Source organism: Chryseobacterium ginsenosidimutans (assembly GCF_024807225.1).
In the GTDB taxonomy this organism is placed as follows: domain Bacteria; phylum Bacteroidota; class Bacteroidia; order Flavobacteriales; family Weeksellaceae; genus Chryseobacterium; species Chryseobacterium ginsenosidimutans.
The window spans coordinates 1,083,997-1,103,746 of the sequence record NZ_JANUCO010000001.1 but is presented as its reverse complement, the minus strand read 5'-3'; the positions used below and the strand labels follow the sequence as shown (position 1 = coordinate 1,103,746).

11 protein-coding genes and 4 pseudogenes are annotated in these 19,750 nt (G+C 34.0%); 8 read left to right on the top strand and 7 right to left on the bottom strand.

The window, feature by feature from the left end; genetic code table 11:
- The first annotated feature begins 43 nt into the window (after positions 1 to 43).
- The 4 genes from J3D55_RS05345 (at position 44) to J3D55_RS05330 (ending at position 4,966) form a co-directional block, all read left to right on the top strand.
- Entirely contained in the window at positions 44 to 193 is a 150-nt protein-coding gene (locus J3D55_RS05345) for a hypothetical protein (RefSeq protein WP_259128715.1), read from the top strand.
- Complete coding sequence (locus tag J3D55_RS05340; protein ID WP_259128714.1) at positions 190 to 1,395, top strand: metallophosphoesterase family protein; 1,206 nt, start codon at positions 190 to 192, stop codon at positions 1,393 to 1,395. The genes J3D55_RS05345 and J3D55_RS05340 overlap by 4 nt, the downstream gene beginning before the upstream one ends.
- A gap of 3 nt (positions 1,396 to 1,398) precedes the next feature.
- Positions 1,399 to 4,428, top strand: a complete 3,030-nt coding sequence (locus J3D55_RS05335) for an AAA family ATPase (RefSeq protein ID WP_259128712.1) — start codon at positions 1,399 to 1,401, stop codon at positions 4,426 to 4,428.
- A gap of 91 nt (positions 4,429 to 4,519) precedes the next feature.
- On the top strand, positions 4,520 to 4,966 hold the full coding sequence (locus tag J3D55_RS05330; protein WP_259128701.1) for a PH domain-containing protein: 447 nt from the start codon (positions 4,520 to 4,522) through the stop codon (positions 4,964 to 4,966).
- Positions 4,967 to 5,072: 106 nt separating this feature from the next.
- On the opposite strand, the gene J3D55_RS05325 is transcribed toward J3D55_RS05330, so the two are convergent.
- The 3 genes and pseudogenes from J3D55_RS05325 to J3D55_RS05315 all read right to left on the bottom strand — a co-directional run bounded on the left by J3D55_RS05325 (position 5,073) and on the right by J3D55_RS05315 (position 9,413).
- Positions 5,073 to 6,098, bottom strand: a complete 1,026-nt coding sequence (locus tag J3D55_RS05325; protein WP_259128699.1) for an LLM class flavin-dependent oxidoreductase — start codon at positions 6,096 to 6,098, stop codon at positions 5,073 to 5,075.
- Between the two features lie 78 nt (positions 6,099 to 6,176).
- Positions 6,177 to 7,254, bottom strand: a pseudogene (locus J3D55_RS05320) (acyltransferase family protein).
- Positions 7,255 to 7,270: 16 nt separating this feature from the next.
- Positions 7,271 to 9,413 (bottom strand): annotated as a pseudogene (locus tag J3D55_RS05315) (S9 family peptidase).
- 527 nt (positions 9,414 to 9,940) lie between these two features.
- On the opposite strand from J3D55_RS05315, the gene J3D55_RS05310 reads away from it, so the two are divergent.
- Entirely contained in the window at positions 9,941 to 10,453 is a 513-nt protein-coding gene (locus J3D55_RS05310; RefSeq protein WP_259128697.1) for a YceI family protein, read from the top strand.
- A 158-nt stretch (positions 10,454 to 10,611) separates the two neighbouring features.
- Positions 10,612 to 11,440 (top strand): annotated as a pseudogene (gene ygiD, locus J3D55_RS05305) (4,5-DOPA-extradiol-dioxygenase).
- An 89-nt stretch (positions 11,441 to 11,529) separates the two neighbouring features.
- Here ygiD and J3D55_RS05300 read toward each other — a convergent pair.
- The 4 genes from J3D55_RS05300 to J3D55_RS05285 all read right to left on the bottom strand — a co-directional run bounded on the left by J3D55_RS05300 (position 11,530) and on the right by J3D55_RS05285 (position 16,335).
- Entirely contained in the window at positions 11,530 to 13,026 is a 1,497-nt protein-coding gene (locus tag J3D55_RS05300) for a S8 family peptidase (RefSeq protein WP_259128692.1), read from the bottom strand.
- A 163-nt stretch (positions 13,027 to 13,189) separates the two neighbouring features.
- On the bottom strand, positions 13,190 to 13,645 hold the full coding sequence (locus tag J3D55_RS05295; protein WP_259128690.1) for a DUF2059 domain-containing protein: 456 nt from the start codon (positions 13,643 to 13,645) through the stop codon (positions 13,190 to 13,192).
- Between the two features lie 2 nt (positions 13,646 to 13,647).
- The gene (hutH, locus tag J3D55_RS05290) at positions 13,648 to 15,135 is read right to left on the bottom strand and encodes a histidine ammonia-lyase (RefSeq protein WP_259128688.1); all 1,488 of its coding nucleotides are present in this window, start codon (positions 15,133 to 15,135) and stop codon (positions 13,648 to 13,650) included.
- 165 nt (positions 15,136 to 15,300) lie between these two features.
- Positions 15,301 to 16,335: an IS110 family RNA-guided transposase gene (locus tag J3D55_RS05285; protein ID WP_259127999.1), complete on the bottom strand. Its 1,035-nt coding sequence runs from the start codon at positions 16,333 to 16,335 to the stop codon at positions 15,301 to 15,303.
- A gap of 420 nt (positions 16,336 to 16,755) precedes the next feature.
- Between J3D55_RS05285 and J3D55_RS05280 the strand changes: the two genes are divergently transcribed.
- Both J3D55_RS05280 and uvrC read left to right on the top strand, forming a co-directional pair.
- Positions 16,756 to 17,514: a hypothetical protein gene (locus J3D55_RS05280; protein ID WP_259128687.1), complete on the top strand. Its 759-nt coding sequence runs from the start codon at positions 16,756 to 16,758 to the stop codon at positions 17,512 to 17,514.
- An 80-nt stretch (positions 17,515 to 17,594) separates the two neighbouring features.
- Positions 17,595 to 19,389 (top strand): annotated as a pseudogene (gene uvrC, locus J3D55_RS05275) (excinuclease ABC subunit UvrC).
- The last annotated feature ends 361 nt before the right edge of the window (positions 19,390 to 19,750 follow it).

Genomic DNA, 19,750 nt, shown 5'->3' with positions numbered 1-19,750 from the left:
TGAAGGTATTTTTCACCTATAAAATTACTCGTTACGAAAAAATATGAGCAAAAATAACGAAGCGAACAGGAAAAAAAACAAAGATAAAATCAATCAGAAAAAACGTAAACTACAAAATGCAGAAGCAGAAAGAAAAGCACGTTTAAAACAAATTCGAGAAGATTTTAAAGCAAGAGAAGACAATAAATTATGAAAATCCTCCACACCGCCGATTGGCATTTAGGAAAAAGATTAGATCGTTTTTCGCGTCTGGAAGAACAGATTTTAGTTTTAAACGAGATCGTCGATATTGCTGATGAACAAAACGTGGATCTTGTTATTATTGCAGGAGATCTTTTCGATAATTTTAATCCGAGTGTTGAAGCGGTAGAATTATTTTACAAAACACTAAAAACGCTTTCTTTAAACGGAAAACGACCGGTAATTGCTATTGCCGGAAATCACGATTCCCCAAATCTTATTAATGCTCCCGATCCTTTAGCCCGTGAATGCGGAATTATTCTCATCGGTCATCCTAAAGCGAAAATTACTCCTTTTGAAACTGAATATTTCGGCATTTCAAATACGGAAGAAGGTTTTATCGAACTGAAATTTAAAAATTCTGATATTCCGATTCGTATTTTACATACCCCTTACGCGAATGAAATCCGTTTAAAAGAATATTTTGGAGAAAATAAAGAAGAGGAAATCAATAAAGTTTTATCCGAAAATTGGAAACATCTTGCCGACCAATTTTGTGATGAAAACGGCATCAATATTTTGACTGCCCATTTATACATGAATAAAAAAGGCGCGGAAATTCTGGAAGAACCGGAAGGTGAAAAACCTATTAAAATCGGGAATGCAGACCTTATTTTTTCAGATATTATTCCACATCAGATTCAATATACGGCGTTGGGACATCTTCATGGATTTCAAAATATCGGAAGCCCGGAAAAACCTGTGATTTATTCGTCTTCGCCTATTTCCTACAGTTTCAGTGAAGCGGGACAGAAAAAATATATTTCTATTATCGATGCAGAACCCGGAAAAAATGTTTCTTTTGAGAAAATCCAGTTGCACAATGGGAAAATTTTAGCCAGAAAAAAATTTGATGCTGTAGAAAAAGCAGTTGAATGGTTGCTCGAAAATCCAAATACTTTTGTGGAATTGACTTTAGAAAGTGATACATTTCTTACTGCCGATGAAAGGAAACGCCTTTATCAATCTCACAACGGTATTGTATATTTAATACCGAAAATTAAAAATCAGGATTTCAATGAAAATTCTATTCATGAGATCAATTTAAATCAAAATATAGAATCATTATTCCAGGATTATTTTAAATCGAAAAACGGCGGACAAGAAGCCAATGAAGAACTGATGAATTTGTTTAACGAAATTTTAAATGCCTAAATTATGATTCCGATTCAGTTGACCATTGAAGGACTTTATTCTTATCAGGAACGCCAAACCATCGATTTTAAAAATCTTACGGAAGCCGGTTTATTTGGAATTTTCGGTTCTGTAGGTTCGGGAAAATCATCTATTCTTGAAGCCATTTCTTTCGCCCTTTACGGTGAAACGGAACGTCTCAACATGCGCGATAAAAGAGCGTACAATATGATGAATTTAAAATCTAACAGTTCATATATCGAATTTGATTTTTTGAATTTTGAAAACAAACTTTTCCGTGCTACAAGGGATTTTAAACGTAATTCTAAAAAATTTGATGATGTAAAACCGAGTTCTGTTACCTTTTATCAAAATGTTGACAATAAATGGATTCCTTTGGATCATTCGAATGCAGAACAGATCATTAATCTGAGTTATGCCAATTTTAAACGGACGATTATTATTCCTCAAGGTCAGTTCAAAGAATTTCTGGAGTTGGGAGCAACGGAAAGAACTAATATGATGAAGGAAATTTTCGGGCTTCAACGCTTTGATCTTCAAAATAATGTTTCTTCATTACACATTAAAAACAGGTCTGAACTGGATAAACTTGACGGGCAACTGAAAGGTTTTGAGGAGATTAATGAAGAGCAGATTTCTGTTCAAAAAGAAAATTTAAATACCGAACAAAAGAAACTTCAGGAAGCAAAAGAAAATTTCCAGAAAATCTCTGATGCCTTTCAGCAGCTTAAAAATCTTAAACTTGATTTTGAAAATCTACAGCAGAAAAAAGACCGTTTAAATATCGTATCGGCGCAGAAAGCTGAAATTGACATTTTAGAAACTCAAACTGATTTGTATGACCAAATTTCCCGTGATTTTATTCCTTTAATTTCAGAGAAAAACAAGCTTTCTAAAGAGATTTCGGGAAAGCAGACGGAAGCAGAAAAGCAGATTACAATTGTTCAGGAAACTGAATTACAGTTTAATACGATAAAAAAGCAACTTGCTCTTCTTCAGCCGCAATTTGAGGTATTGGAACAATCTAAAATTCAGGAAAATGATTTAAGCCTGATTTTGCAAACGCTGATTTATTCAAATGAAATTAAAAACCTTCAGGAAAGAACTCAAAAAGGGTCAAAAGAAGTAACTGAGGTTGAAGAAAAAAGGAAAAATATTCAACAAAATATCGATCAGCTTTCTAAAGAAATTGAAACATTAAAGACACAAAAGCTCGATTCTACTCTACTTTTAAACGTCGGAAATTGGTTTATTCAACAGAAAAACTTCAACAATTCACAAGAAGAACAAACTGAGAAAATAAGAAAACAACAACTTCAGATTGAACAGATTTCAGAGGAATTAAAGGCTTTTCCGGATCATTTTAAAGACAATTTTGAAAGTAAAAAAGCGGCTCTGGAATCTCAGAAGAAAGCATTTTCTCAAAAGCTTGATCATTTAAAAATTCAACAGGAATTGGCAAAATTTTCCAGTGAACTCCATAACGGCGAAGCTTGTCCGCTTTGTGGCTCGTCTGAACATCCGAATATTGTAGAATTTCACGATGTAAATGCAGAATTAAAAGAAATTCAGGAGAAAATTCAAACCGCCGATCTTGAAATTTCGACTCTTCAAAAACAGGAAACTGAGATCGAAAAAATTCTGGAAAGGAAAAATATTTTTGAAAATCAGTTAAAAGCGGAACAGGAAGCTATTTCTCAAATTCAGAAAAATATTCAAAATCATCTTCAAAATTTTACGTGGACAACTTTTAATCCTGAAAATGAATCTGAGTTTGAACAAAAACGTTCACAATCGCTGGAAACGGAAAAACAGATTGAGCTTATCAGTCAAAATATTTCTAAAGAGCGCGAAACGTTAGGAAAAGAACTGGAAAACCTGGAAAAATATCAAAAAGCGCTAGAAACTTTTAAAATTCAGGAAGCCAAAAAAGAAGAACAAATCAACACCAATCGTTCTAATCTAAAGTTATTAAACTGGGAAAATTATCATCTAAAAACCTCGGAAGAAGTTGAAAATAGCTATCAAAAATTAGCAAAATCAAATATTGAAACGGAGAAAAATTATCAGGAATTAACTCAAAAAGAAAAAGAACTTTCTCCGAAACTGGCAGAACAGAAAACGATTTTCAGTCAGTTGGAAAAGCAGATTTCAGAGCTTCAACAGGAGATTTCTTCTAATCTGGAATGTATCAATTTGTCGTTATCCGAAAATAATTTCAGCGATTTTAGTCAGGTTGAAAATATTCTGGAAAAGAAAATCAATGTCGTAGAATCAAGAAATACGATTCAAAAATTCAGAATAGATTTTGAAACGTTGAAAAACGGAATTCTCGAACTGGAAACGAAGCTGAAAGATTTCTCTTTTGATAAAGATCAATTTATTTTAAAAGAAACCGAGTTTAATCAAGCTGAAAATGAATTAAAGCAAATCAACGATTCTGTAGTAAAACTTATTGCTGAAATTGAAAGACTAGAAAAAGAATTCCGCAAAAAAGAAGATTTACTGAAAGAACATACAAAACTTCAGAAACGCTCTGAAAATTTGAAAACGATGATCAATCTGTTTAAAGGTGCCGGTTTTGTGCAATATGTTTCGTCGATTTATCTGCGCCAGTTGTGCGATCATGCCAATATCAGGTTTCACAGAATGACCCGAAACCAACTTAGTCTTCAACTGAATGAAAATAATGATTTTGAGATCATCGATTATCTCAACGAAGGTCGAAGCCGAAGCGTAAAAACACTTTCCGGAGGACAGGCTTTTCAGGTTTCGCTAAGTCTTGCGCTTGCTTTGGCAGAAAGTGTTCAGGTTAATTCTCAATCGGAAAAAAACTTCTTTTTTATTGACGAAGGTTTCGGAACTCAGGATCTGGAATCGGTGAATATTGTCTTTGAAACCCTTAATGCGCTTCAGAAAGAAAACAGAATTGTGGGCATTATTTCGCATGTCGAAGAGCTTAAAGAAAAAATTCCTGTTGCGCTGGAGATTATTAAAGACGAAGAACGCGGGAGTTTGATACAAATTATATAAGTGTTTTATTTATAAAATTTTATATAAAATCAAGATCAATTTACAACCTCAGCAACTTCTTTTGATTACATTTGAAATATTAAAAATAATAATGCAAAATTTACCTCTTATCTTAAAACCCGGAAAAATAAAAAGCGTGCTCTTCATTCTGATCAGTACGACTTTTATCGTTTTGGGAATTACACTTCTTGACAAAAATATGTTTATCGCAGTTTTAAATATTGTGTTTTTTGGAATATGCTTACTTATTTTCCTCATTAATTTCGTTCCTAATGCGTCTTATCTTAAAATTGATGAAAGAGGAATCGAAATGAAAAACCTTTTCCGTACTACATTTATTCCTTGGCAAGCTGTGAGTAGTTTCAAGACAAAATATATTTTCATTAATAAAATGGTGACGTTCGATATTGATGAAAAGCTTCTTGAAAATACTAAAATGAAGTCAAAAACAGGCGCATTTCCCGATACTTATGGAATGTCTGCAAAAAATCTTGCCGAACTTCTTAATGAATATAAAGCGAAGTTCGCGACTGTTTAAATGAAAAAACGATTGCGACATATTATCTTGATTCCGTTACTGTTAACAATTTCCATGATTTATTAAAGAGAAACCTCCGTTGAAAATTTTCAGCGGAGGTTTTATTTTATAGATTTTGAATAAACGGTTTTACTTCTTTTCCGAACAATTCGATCGATTTCATCATTACATCGTGAGACGGATCTCCGACATCCATGTGACCGATGAATCTTGTAATTCCGAAAATTTCTTTCAGGTAAGCAATTTTGTCGGTAACTTCTTTCGGATTTCCGATGAATAAAGCTCCGTCTTTGCTCCTTCCGCCGTCATACTGCATCTTTGTGTAAGGAGCCCAACCTCTGGACGAACCGATTCTGTCCATCTGAGATTTGTAATTATCGAAATATCCGTCGATAACCTTCGCATCATCGCTTACAAAAGTATGAGAATGAACGGCAATCTGCATTTTTGAAACATCGTGACCTGCTTTTTGATATTCTTGTTTATAGAAATCAATTAAGTTTTTAAACTGAATCGGCATTCCTCCAATAATTGCAACAACTAAAGGCATTCCCAACTGAGCTGCACTTAAAACTGATTGTGGAGTTCCTCCGACAGCTCTCCAGATTGATAATTTACCCTCATTTTTTGCTCTCGGATAAACCGTCTGATTCTGCATCGGCGCACGAAGTTTCCCAGACCACGAAACGTTTTCTTCTGAATTTATTTTTAATAATAATTCTAATTTCTCGTCGAAAAGCTCTTCATAATCATTCAAAGAATATCCGTATAAAGGGAAAGATTCGATGAAACTTCCACGACCAACGAAAATCTCTGCACGACCGTCAGAAATCAAATCTAATGTTGAAAAATCTTCATATACTTTTACAGGTTCTGATGAACTTAAAACCGTCACACCACTCGCCAATTTTATATTTTTCGTAATACTTGCTGCTGCAGCCAGAACCATTTCAGGGGAAGAAACTGCATAATCTGCACGGTGATGCTCTCCCATTGCAAAAACATCAATTCCCACCTCATCCATTAATTTTACCTGCTCCAAAATTTCGCGGATTTTTATTCCTGCATCTCTATATTTTCCGGTTGTGTTGTCGACTGATAAATCGCCAAACATTCCTATTCCTAATTCCATATTGTTGATTTTAGTTAAGCAAAATTAGGATAATTAAGAGGCAAAAACATTGATGAATGATAAGAAAGAAGAGTGAGATTAAGCCTTAATTTTATTCTTAAGCTTTAAGAATTGTTTTTCGAAAAGATGATAAGATAATACGGAAGCTATTACAGAAGAAATGAATGATAGGGTAATTATTACGATCCAATTTAGTTCAAACTGGCTTCCTATTTTAACGAATAACATCATAAAGATCGTATGAAATAAGTATAATCCGTAGGTATATTTCCCAAGTTTGGCCAAGATACTTTTGTCGGAAATTTTAAATACATTTTTGTCGCCCAAAGTAAATAAAATTAACACTGAAAATAAAATACTGAACAGAAGTGAACTCACTTTTAAATCAGAAATTACATTTACGTTGGCAATAAGAACAATAACCGCCAAAACTGTTACCGCATATACATATTTAAAAACAGCCGGAATTTGTTCCAACTTTTTAATAATATCTTTCTTAAAAACAAAAATATAAGCCGGAATTGCCCCAAAAGCGAAGTAATGGATATTCGTAAAAAGATCTAAAGTATCCAAGTTATATTTTTCGTAAATGGTCTGCATTAAAAATGAAAAAATAATACAACCAATAAGAAGTTTCGGAATGTTCTTTAAAGAAATAAAAAGCCAAGCCCCAGAAAATATAAAAATGTTCTTCTATACAAAGCGACCAAATCACCGTTATCGGAGAGACATTAGGAAGCTGTTTTTCGAACATACCTACATAATTTTCGAGAAATGTCAACGTGAAAAACCAATTTGGCTGATATCCTTCATTGGAATAAGAAATATTAAAAAAATTAAGAATAAAAGGCGTACACATCGCAAATAAAATCATGGCGTAATACAAAGGCCAGATTCTTAATATTCTTCTTTTGAAAAACTTTTTTAGCGGAACTTTCCCCTGATTATTAATTTTCTCAAGGATGAGAATATAAGTGATTAAAAAACCACTTAAAACAAAGAAAAAAGAAACACCAATCCCTCCTTCCTTCGAGAAATAGTGCAAAAAACTATCTGCAGGAACGGGGGAATGGCGTAGGAAAACTAATAAAAAAGACAGAAATCTTAACGAATCAAGCGTATGAAAGTGTACCCTATCTGTTTTTATAAAGTTCATTCTATATTTTTAAATATTATTTCTTCAGATTCTGATCAAAATAATCTGTTACTTTCTGCATTAAATGTACTCTATCTTTTCCGATCACATTGTGCGGATGTCCGGGATATACAAAATAGTCTAATTGTACTCCGTTATCAACGGCAGATTTGATGAATTTAATGGAATGCTGCCAAACAACGACATCATCCTGCGCTCCGTGAATCATCAATAATTTTCCTTTCAGATTCTGAACTTTATCCAGAAGATTCGCATTTGCATAGCCTTGAGGATTTTCCTGCGGCGTATCCATATATCTTTCGCCATACATGATTTCGTACATGCTCCAGTCGATTACAGGACCTCCCGCAACGCCTACTTTGAAAACATCAGGCTTACGAAGCATAAAACTTGTCGTCATAAATCCACCAAAACTCCATCCGTGAATTCCCATTTGCTCCGAATCTACATAAGGAAGAGACTGTAAATACTCAACTCCCTTCATTTGGTCGTTTATTTCCGTTGTTCCTAAATTCCTGAAAACAGCCTGCTCGAATTTCATTCCACGGTTTGAAGAACCTCTTCCGTCCATCGTGAAAATGATGTATCCGTTTTGAGCCATATATTCATACCAAAGGTTTCCAGATGCGGGGAACGTATTTGTAATTAACTGTAAATGCGGTCCGTTGTATAAATAAACAATAACAGGATATTTTTTGTTCGGATCAAAATTCGTCGGAAGAATGATCTTTCCATATAAAGGAGTTTCCGTCGTCTGCTTTTAGATTTACATTTTTAATTTCAGGTCGCTGATAATTTTTTAATGTATTTTCTGCCGTAAGAAGATTATTTGTTTTTAACGTATTTGTATTAATAACATTCACAACTCTTGGTGTATCGGCGTTGCTGTAAGAATCATACAGATAATTTCCGTCACTGCTCAAAACTCCTGTGTGAACACCTTCTGCAGCATCTAATTTTTGCATTTTGAAGTTCGTCCAGTTGATTCTGTATAAATGTTTTTCCAAAGGCGTTTCTTTCGTAGAAGTGAAATAAATTTCCTTTTTCTTTTCATTAAAACCTAAAATCTCAGTGACCAACCAATCTCCTTTCGTGATCTGGGCAACCAATCCTTTTTCTAAGCTATAATGGAACAAGTGATTGTAACCCGTTCTCTGACTTTGCCAGATAAATTCTGTATTAGAATTCGGGAAGAACGTCAACGGATGTTGTGGCTCAACATATTTGTCGCTTGTTTCTTCGAATAAAGTTTTCACTAAATTTCCTGTTGCAGCGTCATACTGATTCATTTTCATATGATTCTGACCTCTGTTCAGAACGCCTACAAAAATATATTTTGAATCCGGACTCCAAGTTACCGCTGTTAAATATTGGTCTTTTTCACCATCAATTTTCAGGAATGTTGTTGCCTGAGTCTTCATATTGAAAACACCCAAAGTCACCTGATGAGACGTTTGTCCCGCCATCGGATATTTGATGTTGTGGCTCACAGCCGGAGTTACAGACCAGTCGATTACAGGGTAATCTGCAACCATCGTTTGATCCATTCTATAAAACGCTACACTTTCTGAATTTGGAGCTGGGAAAATCCCTGTATCGATTCCGAATTCGTTTCTGTGAACATTGGCAGCACCATTAAGAATATTTTCATCTGAATCATTCGTTACGGCGATTGTTTTTCCGTTTTTACTAACAAATAAATTATTCTTTACCGTAAAAGCAAAAGTCTGGTTATCTCCGAAAACCTTTACATTGGAAGCATCTTTATCTACTTCGGCAGAGGTTTTCGTTTTCCAGTCGCTTCCTGATTTTTCAACCCAAACCATTTTCCCGTTGGAATTAAAATAACCGTTGGAATTGCTGATGAATTTAATTTGTGGAACAGCTTTTAATTTGTTTTCAGCTAAATTTTTATTTAACTGAGTTAAAGACACCAAAGTATCCTGCTTGTTCGTTTTTAAATCAGTAACCAAATATCCTCCTTTCACTGCCTGAATGTATGATTTTCCATCATTAGACCATGAAAACTGAGAGATATTTTTTACTGCAAGATTGCTTCTCAAGCCATTTACAGCTTCCGCCATCGTAAATTTTTGAGTCTGAGCAAATGCCGAACTGCCCAAAACCAGCATCAATAAAGAAAACTTATGTAATTTCATTGTAAAAAATTGAATCCACCAAAAATAAGAAATAAAAATTAACCGTTAAGAAATGTTAAATTAAAAGATTCGTAAAATGAAATAAGGTTCTTAGTTGTTGGTTTCTAGTTTTTAGCAGCATTGTCATCCTTCATTCCACTTCGTTCCATTAAGAATGTATATTGATAAAGTTTTTATACTTTGTTGTCATTTCGTAGGAATCTAGGTACGAATTTTTCTATACTGTTATTTAAAAAGATTGTCGCTTCGCTCCTCGCAATGACAAATAGTAATAGAGACAACAAATATCCTAGCCCCGATTGTAGAGAAAATCCTTTTTTGAAAAAAAAGATTGCAACGGAAAGCGGGAAATAGCTCCAAAAAATAAGTAATGAATAATTGGCAATGAATAATAGATTTTTCCTTCATTGAAATGACAATGATAATAAAAAATAATTGCAGAAATCATTTCTTATCCTACGTCAATGATTTGTACCTGTCATTTGATATAAATTTGCACTATAAATAACAATAAAAAATATATTACAATGGCAACAAAATGGAACCTAGACCCAGCTCACAGTGAACTTACTTTCAAAGTAAAACACATGATGATTTCTAACATTAAAGGAAACTTTACCAACTTTACAGCAGAAATCGAAGCTGAAGATGACACTTTTGCAAACGCTAAAACGACAGCAACCATTCAAACAGATTCTATCTCTACGCACAATACAGACAGAGATAACCACTTGAAGTCTGCAGAATTTTTCAACGCTGAATCAAATCCTACCATTACTTTCGAATCTTCTGCATTGAACAACGAAGTAACAGGAAATCTTACGATCAACGGTATTACACAACCTGTAACACTTGATGTGGATTTCAACGGTATCAACGTAGATCCATGGGGAAATACAAAAGCTGGTTTTTCTTTTGAAGGGAAAATCAACAGAAAGGATTTCGGATTAAACTGGAATGCAGCTCTTGAAGCAGGAGGTGTGATGGTAAGCGAAGAAGTAAAAATCGCAGGAGAATTACAGTTCGTAAAACAAGCGTAATTATTACGGATTTTTTTTGGGAGTCCTGAAAGGGCGACTTAACTAAGAATCAGGATGCAATCCTATTAAAGTCATAAGATCATCCATTAATTTCAATTCATAAAAAGGTTCAGGGATTTCTAAAAACCTTGAACCTTTTCTATTAATCTCCTATCAAAATGAACCTCAACGATCTACAAAACATAAGCGCAAATTTTGGAAACACTCAAAGAATGCCTGTTCTTTTTCTAGGGCACGGTTCGCCGATGAATGCCATTGAAGAAAATCAGTTTGTACAGGGATTCCGAAAAGCAGCAACTGAAATTCCGAAACCGAATGCCATTCTGTGTATTTCTGCACACTGGTTTACCAACGGAAACCATGGTCACCGCGATGGATATGCCGAGAACCATTCATGATTTCGGAGGTTTTCCACAGGCTTTGTTTGATGTTCAGTATCCCGCTTCGGGAAGTCCTGAATTAGCAAGAGAAGCAGCAGAACTTTTAGCTCCTGTTTTGGTTGAGGAAGATCATAACTGGGGATTGGATCACGGCGCTTGGTCGGTGATAAAACATATGTATCCCGAAGCAGATATTCCTGTGATTCAGATGAGTATTGATTATACAAAATCTCCGCAATATCATTTTGATTTAGCTAAAAGATTAAATAAACTTCGCGAAAAAGGAATTTTAATCATCGGAAGCGGAAATATTGTTCATAACTTAAGATTGATCGACTGGAAAAATGTAAACACCGTCGGAGCTGGCTGGGATTGGGCGATTGAAGCCCGTGAAAAGACCAACAACTGGCTTTTGGACGGAAATTTCCAGCATATTATCGATTATCAAAAACAGGGAATTTCTCTGCAATATGCAGTTCCGACTCCCGATCATTATTTGCCGTTGATTTATACTTTAGGTTTAAAAGACAGCTCGGAAAACCTGGATTTATTTAATGATGAATTAATTGGCGGTTCGCTGAGTATGACGAGCGTGAGAATAGGATAAATAAATTTAAATATAGTTTTATAAAAGGAAAAAGTAATGTCGTCGTTGAACAACATTACTTTTTTTATTTAAATAATTTAATTAAAATCTTACTGAACAGCCTGTAAAACATTAATATTTCCGTATCCATAATCTGAATTCGGACTTGGATAATACGTTGCCGACTGCCTCATTTTATTCAAAACCTGATCTCTCGTCCAAGAAGGATTTTTTGCCCAGACCAAAGCTGCAATTCCTGCCGTAGAAGCTGTTGCCACAGAAGAACCACCGACATAATCTGTTTGTCCGTTATAATAACTCAACACCGGAATACTATTTTCGGAAGCTCTTTCCATTTGATACGTAAAATCAATTTCAGAACCGGAATGACAAACGTCGCATTTCTGGTTCGAAGTATTTTCTTTTACTCCTGTGATCGCTTGTGTTTCAGGCATCCAAGCCGGGAAAATAACGCCTACAAAATTCGTAAAGCTTGTAGAAGTTCCGCCAGCGCAGAAAATCAATTTTCCTTTTGAATACGCGTATTTTACACCATCTTCAATTTTTCCGACAGAGAAAATATGTCCCATCGACATGGAAATTATTTTAACATTATTGTTATTTCCTAATTCTGTAAAAGCGATTTTAACACCGTTTTGTTCGTGATAGCCTTCCAATACAACATTTGAAGCCCCTCTGTAAGTCACCAAATTCGCATTATAAGCCACACCAACCGGTTGCCCCATATTATTTCTCGGAGCTGCCATCGCCGAAGCCATACTGGTTCCATGACCACATTTATCGGCAGAACCGTCATAACCCGTACTCCACGGCCAGATTGAATCTACATACACTCCATTTTTACTGATCGTTCTTCCGGAAGAAAGCCCGTTATTAAAACTGCTTCCCAACAAACTTTGTTCGGGAGAAACGCCGCTATCAATCACTCCGATGGTAATTCCCGCTCCTGTACTGTAGCTCCACGCGTTGATGATATTATGTTTTGTGAAAGACCATGGTGCTTTTGCATTGGGCGATACGGTTGTATAATCTGCTGTATTTAAAACTGTCGATTCAAATCCGCATCCTGAAGAACTTCCGCTGGATTTCGCAGTTCCATTCAACTTATTTTCATTTTCAAAATAATGGTAATCTGCAGGTTCCAGGTAACGGATATTTTTCATTTTTCGAAGAGCGATAATTGTTTCCTGTTTTTCTATCGCAACATCAATTTGATTTAAATATTGATCAGAAGATAACAAAACCCTTTCGGTTTTTCCTTCGTATTTTTTAATTAAATCTAAAATTTCGTTTTCGATTGCTTTATTATTAACATCTAAACTTCTGTCGAAAGAAGATCCAAATCCGATAGAAGCAATTTTATTTCCTTGAAAAATGGCGCTCCAGACAAAATGATCGGAAGATTCGTTCCAGGAAAATCGTCCTTTGGTTTTGATGGTTTCGTTAATTTTCTCATTGATTTGTTTTGCCGATAAAGGATCTTTTTGGGCAACTTCAATGTTGTTCGGACTGTTTTGAAGGTCATCTCTGTTACATGCTGTGAAAACAAAAAACAGCATGAGTAAATAATACACATGTTTTTTCATATAAAATAATATTTTGTTGGCAAAACCAAGATATCACTTTACATTGAATTACAGGCGATTGAAATTTAAATTATCTTTAAATTTATTATGTTTGAAATAATATTTATCTAACATTATGACAATAAAAAAGCTCCCATTTCTGGAAGCTGATTATAATATTTTGTTATTTGTTCGTAGAGGGCGGTGGCGGAGATTGCAGATAACCCATTTTTTCTAAATCTCCATTAATTATTTCCATTACTTTTACCCCCCAACTATTACTGGCATTCTGAATTTCAGTCATTATACTTGGAGAATTCTGGATAACTTTTTTCCCTACATCTGATTTATAAAAAATAAGTAATTGCTCAATTTCCTTTTCGCTAAACTTATTTCCATAAATTTCAACAACTTTATTCACAAGTTCATCAACACTAATTTTCTTTTCAATAGGTTCCCATGCTGACTCAGGAACATGACTGTATTTTTTCTTGTAATTAGAAATCACATCTTTTTCCACTTCTTTAGAAAGAGGGAAAATACCACTTAAAGAAATTAATTCTTTTACTTTATTTTGCTTTGTCTGAGAATATGACAGTACTCCAAACAAAACCATAGCTAGAAAAAAAGCTTTTTTCATTATTAATTAACTACAAATTTTCTTTCATTAATCAACTCAGCAATAGCCAACATATCTTTTCCAATCAATCGGTCTTCTTCAAGTTTTGCGACTTTCGAACGAAGGATTGTATAGTTTTCTTCAATAATTTTTGAGCATTTTGCGGGTCTTCTAAACTCTAAACCTTGAGCAGCAAACATTAATTCAACAGATAAAATATTCACCAGATTCCCAAGAACCTGATTGAATTTTCTTCCCGAAATACTTCCCATAGAAACATGATCTTCCTGTCCTAAACTTGTAGGAATCGAATCCGCAGAAGCCGGGAAACATAACGTTTTGTTTTCCGTTACCAACGCTGCAGAAGTGTATTGAGGAATCATAAATCCTGAATTTAATCCTGAGCTTTCCGTTAATAATCTTGGTAAACCGTATTTTCCTTCCAATAATAAATAACTTCTTCTGTCTGAAATATTTCCTAATTCTGCTGCAGCCAAAGTGGCGTAATCTAAAGGCATTGCCAATAATTGACCGTGGAAATTTCCTCCAGAAATAGATTCTTCAGCACTTAAAACAATCGGATTGTCTGTTACTGAATTTAATTCCGTTTCAGCCAGCATTTTAAGATGTTCAAACGCATTTCTGCTCGCTCCGTGAACCTGTGGAACGCATCTCATCGAATAAGGATCCTGAACTCTTTCACAATCTTCATGAGCTTTCATGTTTTCAGAACCTTTTAAGAATTTCAACATTCTTGCTGCTACTTTTTTGCTTCCTTCAAATGGTCTTATATCGTGAAGTTCTTTTTTAAACGGACTTGCAGAACCTCTGTATGCTTCAAGGCTCATTGCAGCGGTCATATCTGCCAAATCCAATAAATATTCGAATTTCTCCAACCCTTTAATCGCGTGAGAAAGAATAAACTGAGTTCCATTAATTAATCCTAATCCTTCTTTCGGACCTAAAGTCAATGGTTCAAGGTTATTTTTTTCTAAAACTTCTGCAGTTTCAAAAATCTCATTTCCAACCCAAACCTGACCTAATCCTAAAAGCGGTAAAACCAAATGAGCCAAAGGCGCCAAATCTCCCGAAGCTCCTACAGAACCTTGTTCCGGAACTACAGGGATAATGTCTTTCTCCAACATTAAAATCAATCGCTCGATCACTTCTAAAGAAACTCCCGAAAACCCTTTCGACAAGGCATGAACTTTAGCAATGATCATAATTTTCGAAAATTCTTTATCAATTGGTTTTCCCACACCTACTGCGTGAGAAATAATTAAGTTATATTGTAAAAGAGCCGTTTCGTCAGCCGAAATCTTCGTGTCACAAAGAGGTCCAAAACCGGTATTAATACCATAAACACATCTGTCTGACGCTACAATTTGCTGAACGTTTTTTTGAGATTTTAAAATCTGTTCTTTCGCCGCTTTATTAAGTTTAGCTTTATTTGGAGCTTTACAGATCTCCAAAACATCATGGAAACTGAAAACATCTACACCGTATATCATTCTCTAAAAATTTGTCTTAAAATTACACATTTACATATAATTGGAAAAACTAATTTTTTCGCCTTTCTATTTTTCTGAAATTTTTATCTTTTACCACAAAAGGTACTGTGTTCATTTCCAAATATTTTCAGATATTTGTATAAACTATTTAAGGAGAATATTTATTCATCCTGTGTAGGCAGGCGCAACCCTGTCTATTTTTTTATTTTCTATATAATTAGGATCAAATTCCATATTGCTTTTCCAAAGTTTATAAATTAAAATGAGCAACTTTCTTGCGACTGCTATTACTGCTATTTTTTTCACAGGTTTTCTGTCTTTTAGATTGTTATAAAACTCTTTCATTAACGGATTGAATCTGGTTGCACATAAAGCGGGCATATATAAAGAATGGCGGATAAAACTGTTTCCCTTTTTAGATATTCTTGTCTTCCCTTCCTTATTCCCAGACTGATTGTGCTGAATATCTAAACCTGCATAACTTGCCAGTTGTCTTCCATTTGTTATTAACGCAAAGGCATTGGTTTCTGCAATAATACATATTGTTGTAATAAAACTTACTCCCGGAATACTGCATATTTTTTTAACTTTATCAGAAAACTCTGTATCAGACATTACTAAAAGCCTAAGTTCCGACTCGATCTCCGATACCTGTACTTCTAATAAGGAAACCTGTGTTTTTAACCTTTTTTGAGTGGAGACAGGGCAGTCATGACTGTGATGTTTTGCATGAAGCTGATTCTTAGCCTGATTGATTTTAGCTTTTACTTCACGGTATTCACGGCTTAAAAATTTTAAATCACGCATAATTTTAGTAGGCATATTCCAGGTTCTTAATTTCCTTTCCAATCCTAACCTGCATAAAACCTCTGAATCCTTTTGATCTGTCTTGGTTTTCACATTAAGACTGCGGGAATAATGCTTCACCATATTGGGTAATAGCACAGATAATTTACAATGATGCTCATTTAAAAAATAAGCCAAATGCTCATAATAAACGCCCGTGGCTTCCATTACATAAAATACTTCTCTTGAGGCATTCTGTTCATCCGACCACTGCAATAATTCTTTATATCCACAATAGTCATTTTTAAATCTTTTACTCTTCCCAAATTTTTGATTTTGAAAGCTGTCTGAAGTTCCAAAACAACAGTCTAGATAATCTTTTGAAATATCAATACCGATACATTGCTTTTCCATGATGTTTAATTTTAAGTGAAAAAACTGCAGTTTCTTGTAATCTTTTCTCGCATTTATACGGAATGTAAAAACTTCCTAAGTACTGTTCAGATTTTAAAGAAACTTAGAGACAGAGAATCTTTCTTTTTCCGGTATATTAATAAAAATTACCTCTCACAAAATATTTCTGCTGCCTCTTAGTTTTATTATTTAAAGTAACTTATATTTATAAATACAAACATACGAGAGACAAAAGAAATGATTAGGGAAAGAATTATAAAAGTTTACAAAATGTAGGGTCTTTATTGAACAGTTTATTTTGTTTACTATTGAAAGCTTTCTAATATGATAAAAATCTTTTGCATCTTTTGCGGTTTAAAAATATCATACAAGTAAATTAATTTCCTATTTTTACTGCCGAAATAAAAAATTAATAACCCTATGAAACTTAAAACTTTGTTGCTTGCATTGTTGCTTGTAAGTACAGCTTCTTTCGCACAGAAAGTGAAATACTCTAAAGAGGAGATCAAAAAGATGGAACAATATCTTTTTAATGAAGGATTTAACACACCATCTCCCAAAAAAACATCCACTATTATTTTAAAAGACGGAACTTCCTATAAAGGTTTCTGTGGTAAAATAGATACTAAAAAAGGACAAATTTTTGAAGTTTCTCTTAAAGACAGTATCACGAAAAAACCTACTGTTTTTGTTGCCGATAACATCAGTGAAATGTATTTATATCCAAATGAAGCTGAAAAATTCATGAAAGTTGCAAAATACATGGGCAATATCAGAAATTATCAGACGAAAAAACTTAAGAATACGACAACAAAAGATCGTATTCACTTTGTAAATCAAACCGTTTCTTTGAAAAATAAAAAAGACGATAAAGAATTCTTAATGCAGGTAATTAATCCGGAATTTGATGATATTATTTCTGTTTATCACGATCCGAGAGCAAAGGAAACGACAGGTTTTTCTGTAATGGGTTCTCCAAGTCTTGGCGGTGGCGTGATAAAATCTTATTATGTAAAAAAAGGAGATAAAGTTATGTGGCTTCACAAAGATGATTTTGAAGACAACTACGATTTCTTATTTGGAGATAATGCAGAATTCATGAAAAAATATCCTAAAAACTCTGTTGAGTGGGATTATTTCAGCTTTCTTATTTATGAATATACTGAAATGGCGGGATAAAATTTAATTTTAACATATATTATAAAGCTGTAGATTTTCTACGGCTTTTTTTGTGCCTTTAAATTCCGTAATTTTGTTCTATGAATCCTTCTTTAGAATTACAACTCAAAACTTTACCTTCAGAACCGGGCGTTTATCGTTATTATGATAAAAACGAACAGCTTTTGTACGTCGGAAAAGCGAAAAATCTAAAGAAAAGAGTTCTCTCTTATTTTAATAAAAACCTTCCCGGATACAGAAACCAGAATCATGGTCGGGAAAATTCAACGACTGGAAACTACCATTGTAAACAGCGAATACGACGCACTTTTATTGGAAAATAATTTGATAAAAGAACATCAGCCGTTTTATAATGTGATGCTGAAGGATGATAAAACCTATCCGTGGATTTGTATTAAAAATGAAGATTTTCCGAGGATTTTTTTGACAAGAACTAAAATTAAAGACGGTTCAGAATATTACGGACCCTATGCAAAAGTACGTCCTGCAAAAATTTTACTGGATACGATTAAACATATTTATAAATTAAGAACTTGTAATCTCAATCTTGCTCCCAATAAAATTGACGACGGAAAATATAAAGTCTGTCTTGAATATCATATTAAAAATTGTGAAGGACCTTGTGAAGGGTTGGAAAGCAAGGAAGATTATGATGAAAAAATTGATGCGATCCGTGGAATCATCAAAGGAGATTTCCGGAAAGCAAAAGAATATCTGGTGAATCAGATGATGAAATATGCCGAAAATTTACAGTTTGAGCAGGCGCAATTCATCAAAGAAAGAATAAATGCTCTTGAAGATTATCAGACTAAAAATACGGTTGTAAACCCAAGTATCGATGACGTAGACGTATTTGGAATGACGAGTGATGAAACTGCCGCCTACGTCAATTTCTTTAAAATAAGAAACGGAAATATTATTCAGAGTTTTACCACAGAAATTAAAAAAATCCTTGAGGAATCCGATGAAGATATTCTGGAAGAAGCGTTGATTGAAATCCGACAAAAATTTGATTCCAATTCAAAAGAAGTCCTTTTACCGTTTCATTTATCTGTTGAAATCCCGAATGTGAAACTGATCGTTCCTAAAGTTGGTGATAAAAAACGTATCGTTGAACTGTCTGAGAAAAATGCGAAAGAATACCGTTTGGAAAAATTAAAACAGGTGCAAATCCTTGATCCGGAAAGACATGCCAACAGAATCATGGCTGAAATGAAAAAGCTCTTGAGAATGCCTGTTGAACCGCGCCATATTGAAGGTTTTGATAACTCGAATATTCAGGGAACGAATCCCGTTTCGGCGTGTGTTGTTTTTAAAGACGGAAAGCCAAGCAAGGCAGATTACAGAATTTTTCACCCAAAAACGGTAGTTGGTCCTGATGATTTTAAAACGATGGAAGAAGTGATATTCCGTCGTTATAAAAGAATGCTGGATGAAGGTGAAACTTTGCCACAATTAATATTAATTGACGGTGGAAAAGGGCAATTGTCTTCTGCTGTAAAAAGTTTAAAATTATTAGGACTTTATGGAAAAATAACGATCGTAGGAATTGCCAAACGTTTAGAAGAAATTTTCTTTCCGGAAGATCCTATTCCGTTATATCTCGACAAAAAATCTGAAACGCTGAAGATTTTACAGAGAGTGAGAGATGAGGCGCACCGTTTCGGAGTAAAGCATCACAGAGTAAGAAGAACAAATTCTACGATAAAATCTGAGTTGGAGGAAATTTCCGGTGTTGGAGAAAAAACAATCGAATTACTTTTATCTAAATTAAAATCTGTAAAACGCATTAAAGAGGCAAATTTGGAAACTTTGGAAGAGATTTTAGGAAAGAGTAAGGCTAAGGTTATTCATGAGTTTTTTAATAATAATTAACTAAAACCTTTCTTAATTAAGGTAAGACCTTGAAACATTTTTAGTTATCATTACAATTTTTAAACTTATAAGTAAAAATCCATTGTTATTAATAATATGTAACATTATTTCAAAATATTTGTCAATTTGATTTTTTTTATATAAATTAGTTCAAAAGTTAATATAACATCTATTAGCTTTTTATGAAAAAAACAACTTCATATTTAAATTTACACAGAAAAGTCCTCGTTATGAGGACTTTCTTTATTCTGATAAGTGATTATGATTATTTTTTTGAAAATACTTCTTTAGAATATTCTCCATTTCCTTGTGGAATTTCTATCACTACATTTCCATTTTCAAAATATCCCAGTGTAGAATC

Coding starts and splice junctions, on each gene's coding strand:
- J3D55_RS05345 (WP_259128715.1), top strand. CDS start 44: ATGAGCAAAAATAACGAAGCGAACAGGAAAAAAAACAAAGATAAAATC.
- J3D55_RS05340 (WP_259128714.1), top strand. CDS start 190: ATGAAAATCCTCCACACCGCCGATTGGCATTTAGGAAAAAGATTAGAT.
- J3D55_RS05335 (WP_259128712.1), top strand. CDS start 1,399: ATGATTCCGATTCAGTTGACCATTGAAGGACTTTATTCTTATCAGGAA.
- J3D55_RS05330 (WP_259128701.1), top strand. CDS start 4,520: ATGCAAAATTTACCTCTTATCTTAAAACCCGGAAAAATAAAAAGCGTG.
- J3D55_RS05325 (WP_259128699.1), bottom strand. CDS start 6,098: ATGGAATTAGGAATAGGAATGTTTGGCGATTTATCAGTCGACAACACA.
- J3D55_RS05310 (WP_259128697.1), top strand. CDS start 9,941: ATGGCAACAAAATGGAACCTAGACCCAGCTCACAGTGAACTTACTTTC.
- J3D55_RS05300 (WP_259128692.1), bottom strand. CDS start 13,026: ATGAAAAAACATGTGTATTATTTACTCATGCTGTTTTTTGTTTTCACA.
- J3D55_RS05295 (WP_259128690.1), bottom strand. CDS start 13,645: ATGAAAAAAGCTTTTTTTCTAGCTATGGTTTTGTTTGGAGTACTGTCA.
- hutH (WP_259128688.1), bottom strand. CDS start 15,135: ATGATATACGGTGTAGATGTTTTCAGTTTCCATGATGTTTTGGAGATC.
- J3D55_RS05285 (WP_259127999.1), bottom strand. CDS start 16,335: ATGGAAAAGCAATGTATCGGTATTGATATTTCAAAAGATTATCTAGAC.
- J3D55_RS05280 (WP_259128687.1), top strand. CDS start 16,756: ATGAAACTTAAAACTTTGTTGCTTGCATTGTTGCTTGTAAGTACAGCT.